General features: G+C 68.9%; 13 protein-coding genes and 2 pseudogenes. 7 read left to right on the top strand and 8 right to left on the bottom strand.

The features are described from left to right. Window positions 1–132: 132 nt before the first annotated feature. A pseudogene (locus ACIGJO_RS16140) lies at window positions 133–294 on the bottom strand (transposase); the annotation flags it as partial. Window positions 295–783: 489 nt separating this feature from the next. Here ACIGJO_RS16140 and ACIGJO_RS16135 point away from each other — a divergent pair. Continuing rightward, the gene (locus tag ACIGJO_RS16135; RefSeq protein WP_399958113.1) at window positions 784–1,086 is read left to right on the top strand and encodes a hypothetical protein; all 303 of its coding nucleotides are present in this window, start codon (window positions 784–786) and stop codon (window positions 1,084–1,086) included. Window positions 1,087–1,175: 89 nt separating this feature from the next. On the opposite strand, the gene ACIGJO_RS16130 is transcribed toward ACIGJO_RS16135, so the two are convergent. From ACIGJO_RS16130 to ACIGJO_RS16100, 7 genes and pseudogenes are all read right to left on the bottom strand, one after another. Further along, the gene (locus ACIGJO_RS16130) at window positions 1,176–1,556 is read right to left on the bottom strand and encodes a fumarylacetoacetate hydrolase family protein (RefSeq protein ID WP_399958178.1); all 381 of its coding nucleotides are present in this window, start codon (window positions 1,554–1,556) and stop codon (window positions 1,176–1,178) included. 74 nt (window positions 1,557–1,630) lie between these two features. Next, window positions 1,631–1,816, bottom strand: a pseudogene (locus tag ACIGJO_RS16125) (fumarylacetoacetate hydrolase family protein); the annotation flags it as partial. A 195-nt stretch (window positions 1,817–2,011) separates the two neighbouring features. Then, window positions 2,012–2,479 carry a hypothetical protein gene (locus ACIGJO_RS16120; RefSeq protein ID WP_399958111.1) on the bottom strand — a complete coding sequence of 156 codons (468 nt, stop codon included), beginning with the start codon at window positions 2,477–2,479 and terminating at the stop codon, window positions 2,012–2,014. A gap of 35 nt (window positions 2,480–2,514) precedes the next feature. Continuing rightward, window positions 2,515–3,957 (bottom strand): hypothetical protein, encoded by a 1,443-nt coding sequence (locus ACIGJO_RS16115; protein WP_399958108.1) that lies wholly within the window; start codon window positions 3,955–3,957, stop codon window positions 2,515–2,517. Between the two features lie 51 nt (window positions 3,958–4,008). After that, window positions 4,009–4,452, bottom strand: coding sequence for a hypothetical protein (locus ACIGJO_RS16110; protein ID WP_399958105.1), 444 nt, complete (start codon window positions 4,450–4,452; stop codon window positions 4,009–4,011). Window positions 4,453–5,522: 1,070 nt separating this feature from the next. Beyond that, a complete protein-coding gene (locus ACIGJO_RS16105) occupies window positions 5,523–6,365 on the bottom strand; it encodes an alkaline phosphatase family protein (protein ID WP_399958102.1) in 843 nt (280 codons plus the stop codon). 47 nt (window positions 6,366–6,412) lie between these two features. Further along, complete coding sequence (locus tag ACIGJO_RS16100) at window positions 6,413–8,539, bottom strand: alpha-galactosidase (protein WP_399958099.1); 2,127 nt, start codon at window positions 8,537–8,539, stop codon at window positions 6,413–6,415. A 184-nt stretch (window positions 8,540–8,723) separates the two neighbouring features. Here ACIGJO_RS16100 and ACIGJO_RS16095 point away from each other — a divergent pair, with 184 nt between their 5' ends. The 6 genes from ACIGJO_RS16095 to ACIGJO_RS16070 all read left to right on the top strand — a co-directional run bounded on the left by ACIGJO_RS16095 (window position 8,724) and on the right by ACIGJO_RS16070 (window position 15,869). Then, window positions 8,724–9,914, top strand: a complete 1,191-nt coding sequence (locus ACIGJO_RS16095; RefSeq protein WP_399958096.1) for an ROK family protein — start codon at window positions 8,724–8,726, stop codon at window positions 9,912–9,914. Window positions 9,915–10,046: 132 nt separating this feature from the next. After that, on the top strand, window positions 10,047–11,327 hold the full coding sequence (locus ACIGJO_RS16090) for an ABC transporter substrate-binding protein (RefSeq protein WP_399958093.1): 1,281 nt from the start codon (window positions 10,047–10,049) through the stop codon (window positions 11,325–11,327). Then, the gene (locus tag ACIGJO_RS16085; RefSeq protein WP_399958090.1) at window positions 11,327–12,316 is read left to right on the top strand and encodes a carbohydrate ABC transporter permease; all 990 of its coding nucleotides are present in this window, start codon (window positions 11,327–11,329) and stop codon (window positions 12,314–12,316) included. Before ACIGJO_RS16090 ends, ACIGJO_RS16085 begins: the two co-directional genes overlap by 1 nt. Beyond that, window positions 12,313–13,158 (top strand): carbohydrate ABC transporter permease, encoded by an 846-nt coding sequence (locus ACIGJO_RS16080; RefSeq protein WP_399958087.1) that lies wholly within the window; start codon window positions 12,313–12,315, stop codon window positions 13,156–13,158. Before ACIGJO_RS16085 ends, ACIGJO_RS16080 begins: the two co-directional genes overlap by 4 nt. Before the next feature lie 156 nt (window positions 13,159–13,314). Beyond that, window positions 13,315–15,069, top strand: a complete 1,755-nt coding sequence (locus ACIGJO_RS16075; protein ID WP_399958084.1) for a beta-galactosidase family protein — start codon at window positions 13,315–13,317, stop codon at window positions 15,067–15,069. Between the two features lie 110 nt (window positions 15,070–15,179). Further along, complete coding sequence (locus ACIGJO_RS16070) at window positions 15,180–15,869, top strand: HAD family hydrolase (RefSeq protein WP_399958081.1); 690 nt, start codon at window positions 15,180–15,182, stop codon at window positions 15,867–15,869. The last annotated feature ends 140 nt before the right edge of the window (window positions 15,870–16,009 follow it).

The raw sequence follows: 16,009 nt of genomic DNA, 5'->3' as shown, positions 1-16,009 counted from the left end.
GGCGAAATAGGCCGCTGCCCGACGCAGGATCTCGCGTTCCAGCTGCCATTCCTTCTCCGCCTTGGCCAGCCGCGCGTTCTCCGCGCGCAGCCGGGCCAACTCGGCCTCGGTGTCCTGCGACGCGCCTGCGGCGACTGCACGACCGTCGGCATCACGCACCCAGGTCCGCAGCGTTTCGGGGTTGACGTTCAGATCAGCCGCGACGTCCTTGAACGTCCGCCTGCCGGCCGAAGCCCGCCACAACGCGATCGCGTCGGACCGGAACTCCGCACTGTACTTCGAGGGCCGTGCCACGTAGATCTACACCTTCCAGGATCAGCAAGATCCATTGTCAGGTGTGTCCACACCACAGGGGTCACCTCAGTAGGGGCGTGCCGGGCCTCCATGCCATCGCTCCGCTCGGCTGGTGGCGGCAGGCACTGATCCCCTGCTGACTGCGCCCTTCCTGACTGACTACTCCACCGCGTCGGTGGATAGGGCATTGCGGGCCTCCCGCCACAAAGGAGCTGGAATCCCGAGCCGCCTCTGACCTGACACAACGCACAGCAAAACGGCCACCACCGTGATCACGATGACGACCGCTTCGTCGTTACGCAGAAGCACGTTTCATCGGTGCTCCGAGGAGGAAGGGGACGCGACAGGAGACGGCGATCCCCCCGAGGTCGGCTTCCTGGTGGGGCCGGAGCCTGAGCAGCCGCAGGATGACGAGTTGGCCGCCGTGACCGAGGAAGAGCCAGACTCGGATGCGTTGGCCGCCCCCGGGCGGACTTCCCGGACGGACTGGTGGAGGAGGGGCGCCGTTCGCCCTGGGAAGCCGACGTCGAGTCGACCACGGGCGAGCCCGTGGAGGAGCCGTATCCCTTCAGCTCGGCGGGACAGGTCTGGGCGATCATGAGGGCCGGAAGGGTCGCTTCGGTGACCCTGGTCTGTCACCGGGATATCTGGGAGTTCGTGGCCGCTCAGGTTGGCAACCACCCGTACTTCCGGACGCTTGCTCTGGAAAAGCGTGAAGGCGGCCTGGTGGCCGCGGTGCGCCGCGCAGGCCCTGACGTCACTGCCGGACGAACACCGCACCGGCACTCCTGAAGTACGCCACCGACTTCAGCCGTACCGCCGGACACGGCCAGCTCCCCGCCGGCAGGGAGTTCGCCGAGCTGCTGCGGGCGTGAACGGGGCTATGCGCCGACCACGGGATTGACCAGGGAGCCGATGCCGGAGATGTGCACCGCCACCTCGTCGCCTGGAACGACCGGGCCCACGCTCGCGGGCATGCCGGTCAGGAGGACGTCCCCGGGTTCCAGTGTCACGACCGCCGTGATGTACGCCAGCAGCGAGGCGATCGGATGCAGCATGGTGTCCGTCCCGGCCGACTGCCGCTCGGCGCCGTTGACTTCGCAGCGCACGACGAGCTTGGTCGGGTCGAGATCGGAGGTGATCCAGGGGCCGAGCGGGCAGAACGTGTCGAACGCCTTGGCCCAGGACGGCTGCCCTTCCGCTCGCTGGATGTCCCGGGCGGTCGCGTCGTTGGCGCAGGTGTAGCCGAAGACGTAGTCCAGCGCCCGCTCGACCGGGCGTTACGGGCCGTACGGCCCATGACCACGGCTAGCTCGGCCTCGTAGTGCACCTCGTGCGACTGGGCCGGGTAGCGGATCGCCTCCCCCGGGCCGATCCCTGTGGACGACGGCTTGAAGAAGAGACGCGGCGCGGTCGGCGTGTCGAGGCTCAACTCGGCGATGTGATCAGCGTAGTTCCGGCCGACCGGGACGATCTTCCCGGGGGTGACCGGGGCGAGCAGCCGTACGTCGTGGAGCGGGATGCGGCGGCCGGTGGGCTCCGCATCCCGCTCAGCGGATTACCGCTCAGCACGTCCAGGACGTTCTCGTCCTCCGTGAGGCGCCCGTGAAAGGTGTCGCCCTTTCCACGCGAACCTGGCCAGCCGCTGTGATGCACCCGTCACCTTCATGCTTGAACCGTACGGTCGCGCCCGAGAGCCGTAGGCCGGGAGGCAATATCAGAACGCGCGCAGGTATACCCGGGCCTGGTCGTCGGCCAGGTTCTCGATGTGGATCTCCAGATGTGCGACCTTGCGCCGTCGGTAGTCGTTGACGCACGGTGGGCAGACGTTCGCGTGGAGCACACCTTTCAGCGTCTCCGGCTCTGCGAGGCCGAGGTGTCCGAAGAGCTCGGGCCTCGACTTGGGGTTAACGTTCCAAGGCTCTGGTGGCTCTTCGGAGCGCAGGTCCTTCGCGACGTTCGTGGCAGTGGTTCTGTCTGTGCGGAAGGTGAGGATGTAGTCGTCCTCTCGGGGGTTGACCTGCACAGCCCCCTTCACTTCGGTGGCGCCCTCGGGGATCTGGACCTTCATGAACGCGGCTGCTTCGGTGGCGCCTGCTCCCTTCTCCCAGTAGGAGCTCGCGCGCGTGGCGCGGACTGGGTCTGCGGTGGAGCAGGAGGTGAGAAGTAGCGTGGAGATCAGCACGGCGAACAGAGTCCCGCACGTCTTGCGGCGTGTGTTCACCGGTTCTCCTCTTCGCCTCGCGACACATCCCCCCGGCCGCCCTCTCGGCCGGGGTCGGACGGCTTTACCGCAGGGTCTACGAGGTTGGTCAAGTCGTGGGTGAAGGTCGAGCTGCTGCCGCGCATGTCAAACTCCTGGGCGATGCCGACGGTGTGGAGGTGCCCCATGTCCTCATCCTTGATGATGATTCCGCCAGGGAAGTCCGTCGACTTTCCCTCGTCCCAGTTGTAGCGGTCCCACACATTGACCTGGTAATCGAGTGAGATCTCGGGCTTGCCGCCCTCGCCGGGCTTGACTGTGACCATGCCCGAAATGGTCTGCTCGTGTGACCCCACGGCGTGATACCAGTCGGTGTCCTTCGTGAACGTGCCGCCGTAGTGCTTGCTTTCCACTGGAATGGTGACTGGCTTGTCACCCCCGGCCTTCTCGAATTCGGCGAGGGCTTCCCTACGCCACTTCTCCTGGTTGTCGGCGATATGGATGCCCTCCACCTCGGACCGAAACGTGGCGTCGTCGTGCAACATGCGGTTCACGTCGAGGTCGAGGGTCTCGCCGGTGCCACGAAGGTAGTGGAGCATGTTGCGGGAGGCCCCGGTTTCGCCGGTGATGTCGCCGGCCGTGGCGATGCCGAGGGCCCAGGCGTGGAACTTCACGTCCCCTGGCGCGGGGTCTTCCACGTTGAAGGGGCCGGAACCTGGGTCGGGGGAGTGCCACTTGTACAGGGAGTCCATGATCCCTGCTGCTCGCAGCTCGTCGCCGCGCTCGCGGAGCAGGATGCCGCGGGTGACGGGGTCGAGGTCGCGCCACCACTCCGCGACCGCCTCCCGGTCCTTGGGTATGTTGGCGGCCTTGCCGGCCTCCTCTAGAGACGGGTAGGGGCTCGTCGTGGGGTTCCTGTTGAAGCCGTTGAACGTGCCGTCCAAAGGGTCAGAGTCGAGGACCGCGGTGTCGAGAGCGACTTGTATGCCGTCGTCGGCGTCAGTCACGGCCTTCACGGCCCCGGCGAGCTTCTGGGCCCATTCGTTCGCCGCGGTGCGGGCGCTTTCCTGGAAGTCGGGGTCGTGTACGTACGCCGTGCGCACATTCTGGGTGAGCCGTTGGGTGTCGAAGGCGACGACGCCCTGGTCGGAGACCCTCATACCGTCCTTGACGGCATCGGCGCGTACGGCCTCGACCCTGTTGCGGAGGTCGGTGAGCTGCGCATGGGCGTCGCGGAGGACGGCGGCGACCGCCTTCGCTTCCTTCTGCGCTCCCTGGAGCTCCTTGAGTGTGACGGTGAACCGGTCATTGGCGGCATGGGCGCTGAGACCCAGCCAGGTCTCGCCGAGCGGGACGCCATGGACATCCCGCCTGTACTGGTCCTCGATCGTCTTGAACTTGCTCGCCATCTCCTCCCACTTGCCAGCGGCAGCGGTGAGCTTGGAGAGGTCGGTACTCATCACTTCGTGATACGTCGGCACATTTCCCCCTGGAACCGGCCGGTCGACGGGTCAGGCGCCGTGGAGCCCGGACTGCCGAGCTCGAGCGATCCGCGTGGCGATGTCAAGATCGTTGCTCTGGAAGTCTATTCCGGTCTTGCTCAGCGCCTGCTTCTCCGAGGCCAGCCGACCGAGGAGCATCTTGACCTGCTTCTCCCAGGTCTCGTGTGCCCTCTTCAGCGCGCCAGAGGCGTCCCAGCCGTAACCATCTCTGGCGCCGAACTCCTTGATCGCGGTGTTCGTGCTCTCCGCAGCGTGCTTTCCGTCCCTCTCGACGTTGCGCTCCAGGTCATCATCGATGGCCTTCGCTGCCGCCTTCTTGGCCGCCGCGTCGGAAGCCAGGTCCGGCCGACGGCCGCCGCCTCCCCCGCCCGGGTCGAGCTGGTTCAGCCGCATCTGGGCGTCCCTGCGGGTAGCCACATCTTCCTTGATCTGCTCCCACTCATCCCACGCCATGTTCTCCCCCGTCGATCGGCCCCCGTCAACTTACGCAACGGGCTCTGCAGCCGGACAGCAAGTGTCCGGCCGACGGTGTTCAGAAGCGTGGCTGATTCGAGGTGGTGCGCCGCGTGCGCCTTCAGGCCCTTGACTGAGGCGTACGGATTCGCTGGTCAGCACGTCAGCGTTTGATCACTCGGGGCGGTGAATCGTCCCAGCGTCCAGAACCATGATCGCATTCGATGGGGTTTTCCGATCACCAGGGACACTCCGTCGGAAGGGGCCAGATCATGGCCACGCAGTACGCATCCAGGCTTGTCACCACTCTCGCCGTTGCTGGCGCGCTCATGCTGACGAGTCCGTCGCAAGCGCATGCGGGGGCTGCCGGGTCGACTCCCGTCCAGACCTTCGAGTACACCGTGGGTGGCGCGACGGGAAGAAGATCACGCACCAGAACGCCGGCGTCGACTGTGCGTTCATCGGGGCCCTCAGCAGCGGGTTCTGCAACTGGCGCATCGACTTCACGTACGCCGACATCAACAACGAGATGTACAAGACGTCCCGGGGCGCGACGCACTCCGAGTGCAAGATCGACCCGATGCGGAACAACTCTCCACAGACCCTGCCTCGTTATGGCAAGGCGTGCGCGCATCTCCACGTCAACGGTCGAGGGCCTGCTGGATCCGGAGCTCGCGGCCGATGTCCCCGTACGGGTTCCCGGGCGGGCTTGAGGCGCTGGCGGAAGTAGCTGGTGGAAGGCGCTGGCGGAAGTAGCTGGTGGAAGGCGCTGGTGGAAGTAGCCGTGGAAGTAGTGGTTCCGCTGGGGGGCAGTGCCGGCGCCCTGGCCGGTCCATCGTGAGAACGGTGCCGGCGGACGGCGCCGTTCTCACGACTCACCGGGAACGACGGCCTCCGCGCGGAACCGGCCGGCCGCCGTCCTGGTCGTCCGGCGGGGGCGATACGGGGGCGATACGGGGGCGATACGGGGGCGATACGGGGGCGATACGGGGGCGATGGCGGGAACGACGGCCTCCGTCGGCGCGGGTGTGTGGGGGTGGCCTGGAGGTGGGGCCGGCCGGGGGCCGGGTTCATGCGGTGAAGGCTGTGCCGTCCAGGGTCCAGTGCGGATCGTGTGCGATGCCGAGGGCCGCGTAGACGTGGGCGGCGATGTCGGCATGCCCGACTGCCGACGGTGCCCTGTCGGCGGACAGGCCCGGTCCGCACGCGGCCACCCATGCGGTGCGTTCCTGGTCGCTGCGTCCTCCGTGGCCTCCTTCGTCGCGGTGGCCGTGGTCGGTCACCGCGATGATCGTCCACTGCTCCGTGACATGGCCGGGGCGGTCGCGCAGGGCCTTGAGGAGCATTCCCAGGCGCTGGTCCGCGGTCTCGATCGACCGGCGGTACTCCTGGCCGCAGCCGAGGAAGTGGGCGGTCTCGTCGACGGCGCCGAGGTAGACGAAGCCGGCGTGGAGGTCTTCTCCGGAGCCCAGGATGCGTGCCGCTTCGGCTGCGACGGCCTCGTCGCACTCCTCCCAGGCCTGCGGGGTCTCCTCGCGTGGGGCGATGTAGCTCAGCCGGCTGGGAGCGGTGAAGACCGGGCCGCCCTGCTGGGCGAGGAACAGGGGTGCCCAGCCGCCGACGGCGAACGTCCGCAGGCCGTGTTCGGCGGCCAGCCGGGTGGTGAAGTCGGGGAAGACGTCGAGGCGGTTTCCGCCGAAGCGGTTGCCCCAGACGCCGTGCTTGGCGACGCCGACGCCGGTGACGATGGTGGTCCAGCACGGGCCGGACATGGTCGGCGTGGCATCGTCCACCTCGACGGATGCCAGGAAGCCGGCGTGGGCGATCGAGTCCAGGTGCGGGGTGTCCAGTTGCGGCAGCAGGTCGAGGCGTACGCCGTCGATGCCGACGACCAGAACGCGGCGGGTTTCCATATCTCGGTCCAAGGTCTCTGTGGGTGGATGCCGGGTGGGAAGGGCTGTCAGGGGGCGACCCGGCGCAGCCGGATCAGCCGGCTGGCGTAGTCACCGGGGGGCAGCCGGAGGTCGATGCCCCGGTGGACCAGGGCGGCACCGCTGTGTCTGCGGTCGTGGTCCACGTCCAGGTAGCAGCCGCTGGTGTCGAGGGCGGGCAGTCGGAGCGGGGCGGGCTGATGGCCGAAGCGGGTCGTGGGGCGCCAGGCGAGAACGGCGTGTTCACCACCGTCCTCGGCGGCGTAGTGGACGGCCATCACTCCGCCTGTGCCTTCGAGGCGGTGCTGGCGGCCGTGCTGGACAAGCGGACGGATCCGCTTGTACTGGGCGACGAGTTCGGTGGCCTCCCGAAGTTCTTCGTCGGACCAGGCCGTCAGGTCTCCGCCGAGGCCGAGTGCTCCGGCCATCGCGACGTGGAAGCGGAACCGGAGGGGAGTGCTTCGGCCGGTGGCGGTGTTGGGGCTGTCGGTGACCCACGCCGCCATGGTCCGGGCGGGGTGGAGCTGGCTGAAGCCGTACTGAATGCCGATCCGGTCGACGGGATCGGTGTTGTCGGAGGTCCACGCCTGGTCCGTACGGGCGAGAATGCCGAGGTCGACACGGCCGCCACCGCCCGCGCAGGCCTCGATACGCAGACCGGGGTGGTCGGCGCGGAGCCGGTCCATGATTCGGTAGACGGCCCGGGTGTGGTCGATCCACAGACGGTCGGGGTCGTGGTGGCCATCCCATCCGGCCTCGGTGAACGCCCGGTTGGCATCCCACTTGAGCCAGCTCACCCTGTAGTCGCGAACGACCCGGTCAAGGGTTTGGCGGGCCCACGTCTCGACGTCGGGACGGGCGAAGTTCAGCACCAGCTGATTGCGGAGCTCGGTCGCATCCCGGGTGGGCGAGTGCAGGACCCAGTCCGGGTGGCTGCGGTACAGCTCGCTGTCGCGGTTGACCATTTCCGGCTCCACCCACAGCCCGAACGACATGCCGAGCTGGTGGACCTCGTCGGCGAGCGGCCGCAGTCCATCGGGAAAGGCCTGGTGGCGAGGTGTCCAGTCGCCGAGCCCGGCCCGGTCGTTGTGCCGTTCGCCGAACCATCCGTCGTCGAGGACGAAGAGTTCGGCGCCGAGACGCGAGGCGATGCGGGCCAGCCGGACCTGGCCCGCGTGGCTGACGTCGAAGCCGGTGGCTTCCCAGGAGTTGTAGACGACCGGCATCTCCCGGCCGGGTTCCGGCAGAACGTGGTCCCGGACGTAGCTGTGCCAGGCTCGGCTGGCCGCGCCGAAGCCGTCCGGGGTGTGGAGGCCGGCGAAGACGGGCGTACGCAGGCTCTGGCCCGGTCGCAGGGTCCAGTGGAGCCCCTCGTGGCCGAATCCGCCGGTCCAGGTCGTGCGGCCGACCGCGTCGCGGTGGACCGTGATGCGCCAACTCCCGCTCCAGGCCAGGGCGGTGCTCCACACCGCGCCCTGCTCCTCGGTCGCGGTGCCGTCGTCGATGGCGAGCCAGGGGCTGGCCTGGTGGCTGGTGACGCCCCGGCGGCTGGTGAGGACGGTCTCGGCGACGGGAAGCCGGTCGCGGTGCAGCTGGAACTCGCTGTTCCAGCCGCCCACGAGGTGGCTGAGCCGGTAGTCGGCGAGTGCGGGGGCCGTCCAGGAGGCCGAGTCCAGCCGGTCGATGGTGATCGGTCCGGCATCGCCGTCCGCGGGCGAGGTGTGGGTGAGTTCCACCCAGCGTTCGACGACATCGCTTCCCGGGCGGACCCGGTAGCACAGCTCGGCGCGGAGGGGGTAGCGGCGATCGGTCAGGCACAGGCGCAGTTCGCCCTTGTCGACCGTGTGTCCGGTGAACCGCCACTGGGCGCCGCGGGTCCCGTCGGCGAAACGGACCTGGAGGCCGGCCGGTCCGAACCGTGGCCCGGTCTGCGGGGCCAACTCGTCCGCGGCGGCGTCGGCTTCGAAGCTGCTCGCGGCGGGGGACACGGCGTCCGGCAGCTGGGCGAGCACTGCCGTGTCGAGCGGAGCGCCCCAGTGGAGGTGTCGCGGACTGCCGTCGGGTCCGACGCGTAGGGCGTAGAGGCTGTTCGGCGTGCGGAGAACGGCGAGGCCGAGATGCGGATCGAAGGAAGCGAGCGGGAGCGTGGCGAGCACGGATGGGTCCCCTGAGGTGCGAAGAGGAGCAGGGCAGGAGGGAGGGCGGTGCAAGCGGAAATCCGTTGCCCCTGGAGGCCCTTGATGGCATTTCAGCAGCCATGGAAGCGGGCCCGAGCCTAGGGCGGGGCCGAGTTCAAAATCAATACTGGACGAAGTTATTTATTTGCTCTACGTTGCACCCGTGTTTCCCAACCAATCGCAGCCGCTGGTCACCGCGCCGGCCGAGACCGCGGTCCTGGCCCTGTTGCTGGCCGAAGGACCGCTCAGCCGAGGTGAGTTGGCCGGCCGGACGGGACTGTCCTCGACGGCCATCACCAAAGCCGCGAGACCTCTCATCGACGACGGCTATCTGCACGAACTCCCACCGGAGCGCACCGCTCCCGGGGCCGGCCGGCCGGTCAACCCGCTCGCGGTCACCCCGGACCGGGAGTTCTTCGTCGGTGTGAAGATCAGCGGCGACCGGCTGTTCGGCGCGGTGTGCGACCTGCTCGCCGGAGTGCGTGCGACAGCCGGCCGGACACTGAGCGACTGCCGTCCCGAGGCCGTGTGCGCGCTGCTGTCCGAGATGGTCGACGAACTGCTCGACAGCGACCCCGTGTTCCGGGCCCGGACCCGGCACCTCGGAGTCGCCGTCTCGGGGGACGTGGACCGCGGCAGCGGCCGGGTCCGCTGCTCGGGCCGCCTCGGCTGGCGTGACATCCCCCTCGCCGAGATGGTGACCGGATCCACCGGTCTCACGGTCACCGTCGAGAACGACGTCAAGGCTCTGACCGTTGCCGAGTACTGGTTCGGGGAAGGCATCGGCACCGGCTATTTCGCGCTGGTCACCATCGGTGCCGGTATCGGATCCGCACTGGTCGTGAACGGACAGCTGCTGACCGGCGCCTACGGCGTGGCGGGCGAGATGGGGCACATCCCCGTCGACCCGTCCGGCCCGCGCTGCCACTGCGGCGCGGTCGGCTGCGTCGAGGCCCTGGCCTCGACCGGTGCGATTCTCAAGGCGGTCCGCCGTGGCACCGGCCGTCCGGCCCTGGAGTTCGACGAGGTCGTGGAGATGGCCCGCAACGGGAACCCCGCGGCGCGGGAGGCCTTCGTCCGGGCCGGCCGCGCGATCGGGGTCGGCATCGCCGCGCTGGTCAATCTCGTGGGCCCGGAACGCATCGTGGTCACCGGTGAGGGACTCGAAACCTACGACCTCTTCGGTCTGCACATCGAGGAGGCCTACGCCGCCAACGCCTTCGGCACGGCCGCGAACTGCCCGCTGTCCCTGCGCCCGCTCCCCTGGGAGGAGTGGGCCCGCGGCGCCGCCGCGGTGGGCATCCAGGCGCTGTTCCCCGGATACCAGACTTCGTCCCCGACCACCCACGGCTGAGCTCCGGAGCACCACCCGGCGCTGAACACGACGTACCCGGCCGCTGCCCTTCGCTGCCTGCAAGCACTGATGACGGGCATCGGCCAGGTCGATACACCCACATCCCGCTCACCCTCAGCAGAAGGATGCGACATGAGTGCACGCATAACCGAGCTTAGCCGACGGCGCTTCCTCGGCGGATCACTGATGATCGTCGCCGGAGCGGTGACCGCCGCCTGCAGTACCGACCCGACCGGCGGATCCTCGTCGTCAGGGGCGAGGACGACCCTGAACGTCTGGTACCACGCGTACGGCGAAGCCGGTGCGCAGCAGGCGGTGCTGCGCTACGCCACCGCCTTCACCAAGGCCAACCCGGACATCGCCGTCAAGGTCAGCTGGGTCCCCGGGGACTACACCAGCAAGCTCAACGCGACGCTGCTCACCGACGCGGCCCCGGACGTCTTCGAGATCGGCGACTTCAGCGAGAGCCTCGCCCGCCGCGGACAGATCGCCGCTCTGGACGACCTCTACGGCAGTGCCAAGGCCGACTTCAATGAGAACGCGGTCAGCTCCGTGACGGTCGACGGCAAGCTCTACGGCGTCAAGACGATCGACGACGTCATGGTGCTCTACTACCGCAAGAGCAGGCTGTCCAAGGCCGGGATCACCCCGCCCGCCACCTTCGACGCGCTCGCCACCGCGGCCAAGGATCTCTCCACCAAGAAGAACAAGGGCCTGTTCGTCGGCAACGACGGGCTGGGCGACTCCGCCATCATGGCCGTCCGCTCGAACGGCGGCGACCTGGTGGCCGACAACGGCAAGGCGGTCTTCGACTCCCCGCAGGCGCGGGAGGCCCTGACCGGCCTCAAGCGCCTGCACGACGACAAGTCCCTGTTGCTCGGCTTCACGACCGACTGGTGGGACCCGTCCGCCATCACCCAGAACGTCGTGCCGATGCAGTGGTGCGGCCTGTGGGCCATGCCCGCCATCAAGACCGCGCTCGGCGACGACTTCGGGGTCATGCCGTGGCCCGCCTTCAAGGCCGGCGGTACTCCTGTCGTGCGCGTCGGCGGCTGGACAACCTGTGTCAACGCCAAGGGCAAGAAGGTGGACGCGGCCAAGAAGTTCGTCCAGTGGCTGTGGATCCAGCAGAGCGACCTGCAGAAGGACTGGTCCCAGAGCTACGGCCTCCACATCCCGCCCCGCAAGTCCGTGGCGGCTGCCGCCGACAAGCTCTCGCAGGGCACCGCCAAGGAGACCGTGGAGCTGGCCGCCGCGTACGGCAAGAACAACCCGGGTACCTGGAGCACCGCCGTGAGCACCGTCTTCACCACGGCCGCCACCAAGATCGTCGGAGGGCAGGGCGACCCCGCGCGGCTCCTGGAGGGCGCGGCGAAGCAGGCACAGTCCGATATCGACAAGCAGCGCAGCTGATGAGCACCTCACCGGGGACCACGCTGAAGTCCGGGCGTTCCGGGCGCCCCGCGGCCGAGCCGCGGGGCGCCGCCCTGGCCCGTCGGCCCCGCACCAGCCGGTCCGCCCTGGGCGCATTCGTGCTGCTCACCGCACCCGTGCTGATCGGACTCGGCATCTTCAAGTACGTCGCCATCGGCTGGAGCTTCCTGCTCAGCCTCAGCACGGCGCGCGGCTCCATCGGGATCGGCAACTGGGTCGGCCTGGACAACTACCAGGAGCTGCTCTCCGACGAGACGTTCCGCAGTTCCCTCGTCCAGATCCTGCTGTTCACGGCCTTCATCGTGCCGGTGACCTTCGCCGCCTCCCTCGGGCTCGCGCTGCTGGTCCACCGGGTCCGGCGCGGCCGGGCCCTGCTGCGTACCGCCTTCCTCATCCCGGCGGCCGTCTCCTATGTCGCCGCCTCCCTGCTGTGGAAGATGTGCCTGTTCAACGGGCTGCCGTCCGGCATCGCCAACATGATCGGCGGATGGTTCGGCATGGACGCGACCCCCTGGCTGCAGACGACCTCTCCACCGCTCTACTGGATCGTCCTCGTCACTCTCCGCCTCTGGCTCCAGGTCGGCTTCTACATGGTGCTCTTCCTGGCCGCGCTCCAGGGCATCCCCAAGGAGCTCTACGAGGCCGCGGCGCTCGACGGCGCGACCGGCCTGCGGCTGCTGCGCCGGATCACTCTGCCGATGCTGCGCAACACCTCCGTCGCGGTGCTGATGCTGCTCTTCATCGCCTCGTTCCAGGCCTTCGACGAGTTCTACAACCTGTTCAACAGCGGGCTCAGCGGGGCGGGTTCGGCCCCCGTCCAGACTCCGCTGGTCTACCTGTACAACACCGCGATGGGTAACCAGGACTACGGCCTCGGATCGGCCGGGGCCTTCGTGCTCACCGCTCTCATCGTCGGGGTGACCCTGCTTCAGGGGCGCTTCACGGGATTCGGCAGGAGCGAGGGATGAGCACCGTACGAGGGCTGCCGAGGGCAGTGCGCCTGGCCGCGCGAGGACTGCTGTTGGGCCTGCTGATGACGGCCTTCCTGATGCCCTTCTACCTGATGCTGCGCAACGCGCTGATGGACGCCCAGGGCCTGGCGTCACCGGGGTGGACATGGTGGCCGTCGACCATGCACTTCGAGAACTTCACGTCGCTCTTCAGCGACCCGGCCCTGTCCATGGGCAGAGCCCTGGCGAACTCGCTGCTGATCGCCGCCATCACCGCTCCCGTCTCCACCCTCCTCGCCTCGGCGGCCGGCTACGCCTTCGCCCGGATCCCGGTGCCGGGACGCGGCGTGCTGCTGGCACTGGTGGTCGCCACGCTGATGATCCCGGGCTCGGTGACCTTCGTCCCGACCTTCGTGGTGGTCGGATCCATGGGGGGAGTGAACACGCTGTGGGGCATCATCGTGCCCGGCCTGTTCAACCCGTTCGCGGTACTGCTGTTCCGTAACTTCTACCTCCAGTTCCCGGCCGAGATCGAGGAGGCCGGACGGCTGGACGGGCTCGGCTGGTTCGGCCTGTACCGCCGGATAGCGCTGCCGAGCTCCGGTGCGATGCTCGCCTCGCTCGGGGCGCTGGCCTTCATCGAGAGCTGGAACTCCTTCCTGTGGCCCCTGGTCATCGGGCAGGACCCCTCCGCGTGGACCGCCCAGATCGCCCTGTCGACGTTCCTCACCTCGCAGACCATCAACCTGCCCGGTCTCTTCGCCGGAGCCGTCGTGACCATCACGCCCCTGGTGGTCATGTTCCTGATCGCCCAGCGCTACATCGTCGAGGGCATCGCCACGAGCGGCCTCAAGGGCTGACCACGGCGACCGCCGCCGACGGCGATCGCACACGAACACACCCAGGCACGACAGGCACGCGCACCTGCCGGTGGAAGAAGGGTGCCCGGGGCTGCCCCGGGCCCCTGCCTGAACCGACCCCTGACAACTCCCCTCTTCCTGAGGAGCACCACAGCAATGCCACGACTGGACATCGCCGCGGACGGCTTCCGTCTCGACGACCGCCCGTTCCGCATCATCTCCGGCGCGCTGCACTACTTCCGCGTCCACCCGGAGCAGTGGGCCGACCGGCTCCACAAGGCGCGCCTGATGGGGCTCAACACCATCGACACCTACGTCCCGTGGAACCTTCACTCCCCCCGGCGCGGCGAGTTCCGGCTGGACGCGGGTCTCGACCTGCCCCGATTCCTCGACACCGCCGCCGCCGAGGGCCTGCACGTCCTGCTGCGCCCGGGGCCGTACATCTGCGCCGAATGGGAGGGAGGCGGACTCCCCGCCTGGCTGCTCGCCGAGGACGGCATCGAACTCCGCAGCCGCGACCCCCGCTTCCTGCGGGCCGTGGACCGGTACATCGGCGAACTCCTGCCGCCCCTCCTGCCCTACCTCGGTACCCGCGGCGGCCCGGTCCTCGCGGTCCAACTGGAGAACGAGTACGGGGCGTACGGGAGCGACACCGCCTACCTCGCCGACCTGGCCGGGCTGCTGCGCCAGCACGGTGTGGACGTCCCCCTGTTCACGTGCGACCAGCCGACGGACCTGGAACGCGGCAGCCTCGGAGGCGTGTTGCGCACCGCCAACTTCGGCAGCCGGGTCGAGTCCGGGCTCGCGGAACTGAGGAAGCACCAGCCCGACGGGCCCTTGATGTGCGCGGAGTTCTGGATCGGCTGGTTCGACCGCTGGGGCGGGAAGCACACCACGCGCGGCGCCGAGGAGTCCGCGGCCGACCTCGACCGGCTGCTCGCCGCCGACGCCTCCGTGAACATCTACATGTTCCACGGTGGTACGAACTTCGGATTCACCAACGGAGCCAACGACAAGGGGACCTACCGGCCGACGGTCACGTCGTACGACTACGACGCTCCGCTGGACGAGTCGGGCGATCCGACCGCCAAGTACACGGCCTTCCGCGACGTCATCGCGAAATACGGACCGGTCCCCGACGAGCCGGTGCCCGCCCCCGCGCCGAAACTCGCCCGCGGGCCGGTCGCACTCACCGACTGCGCATCCCTGCTGGACCAGGCGGATGCCCTCGGCGAGGCCGTGCAGGCCGACCGCCCGCTCACCATGGAACAGCTCGGCCAGTCCTTCGGCTTCGTCCTGTACGAGGCCGGGCTCCCGGATCAGGGGCCGGCCGTTCTCCATGCCGCCGGGGTCCGCGACCGCGCCCAGGTCTACGTGGACGGACAGCCGGTCGGCGTCCTCGAACGCGAGAGCCACGAGCAGGCCCTCGCCTTCCTCGTTCCCAGACCGGGGGCAGAGCTGACCGTGCTGGTGGAGAACCAGGGCCGGGTCAACTACGGGCCGGGAATCCACGACCGCAAGGGCCTCGTGGGCCGCATCACCGTCAACGGGCATGAGCCGGCCGAATGGCGCAGCCGCGCCCTTCCCCTGGAGCACCTCGACGCGCTGGACTTCAGCCCCTTCGACCCGGCATCGCCCCCGGTCGGACCGGCCTTCCACCGCGGGTACGCCGAGATCGGGAGGCCCGCCGACACCTTCCTCGCCCTGGACGGCTGGACCAAGGGCCACGCCTGGATCAACGGCTTCGCTCTGGGCCGGTACTGGTCCCGGGGTGCCCAAGGCACCCTGTATGTCCCCGCTCCGGTGCTCCGGCCCGGACGGAACGAGATCACCGTCCTCGAACTCCATGCCTGCGCCACCCGTACGGTGGAGCTGCGTGACCGCCCCGATCTGGGGGAGACCGAGGAGTGAGGCATGCGGGCTCGGCGTCCGACCGTCACATCCGGACCACTCCCACACCAAGTTGTCCGGACCGCTCACACACCAAGCCGTCCGGACCACGCAGAGGAAGTTCGTTGCCCATGGATCTTCACGCGGTCCTCTTCGACATGGACGGGACACTCGTCGACACCGAAGGGCTCTGGCAGCAGACGGTGGTGGAGGAGGCCCGGGAGCTCGGACTCCGCCTGGACGGCGAGGCCGTCGCGGCCTTCGTGCTCGGGCGGGCTGTGAAGGACAGCGCCGCGTACCTCGCCTCCCTCACCGGGAACCCGACCGATGTGCACCGGCTCTGCGACACGCTCGAACGCCGTTTTGCCGAAGTGATCCAGCATCAGATCGTGCCCCTGCCAGGGGCTTTGAGTCTGCTGGACACCTTGCATGCCGCAGGTGTGCCCGCGGCACTGGTCTCCGCCTCCCCGCGTACGATCGTGGACACCGTCCTCGACACACTGGGGCGGCAGCGCTTCGCCACCTCGTTCGCCGCCGGTGAGACCCCCGAGACCAAGCCCGCACCCGACCCCTACCAGGCGGCCATGGCCGCTCTCGGCGTGGACCCCGGACACTGCGTGGCGGTCGAGGACACCCCCACCGGCGTCGCCTCCGCCGAAGCCGCCGGCTGCGCCGTCGTCGCCGTACCCTCGCGCACGGACATCGCCCCGGCCCCGCGCCGCACGGTGGCGCGCAGCCTCGTGGACGTGGACCTGGACCTGCTGCGAAGCATGCTCCTCCCGTCCGGGACGGGCTTCACACCGAGCGCGGGACAACACTGAAGGCTGTACGGCCGGCCCATCCCGACCGGAGCCCGCCCACGCGGCCGGCCCCGGCCATGGGCCGGCCGTACAGCTGAATCCCCCAAGGAGTGTTCCCCGGCCCCCCGCCGGGACATCCCCCGCCGAAACATCCCCCCGTA

This window comes from Streptomyces sp. NPDC079020 (genome assembly GCF_044542225.1).
Taxonomy (GTDB): Bacteria; Actinomycetota; Actinomycetes; order Streptomycetales; family Streptomycetaceae; genus Streptomyces.
Note: the sequence above shows the minus strand (reverse complement) of the source record. Positions and strands in the feature narration are given on the sequence as shown.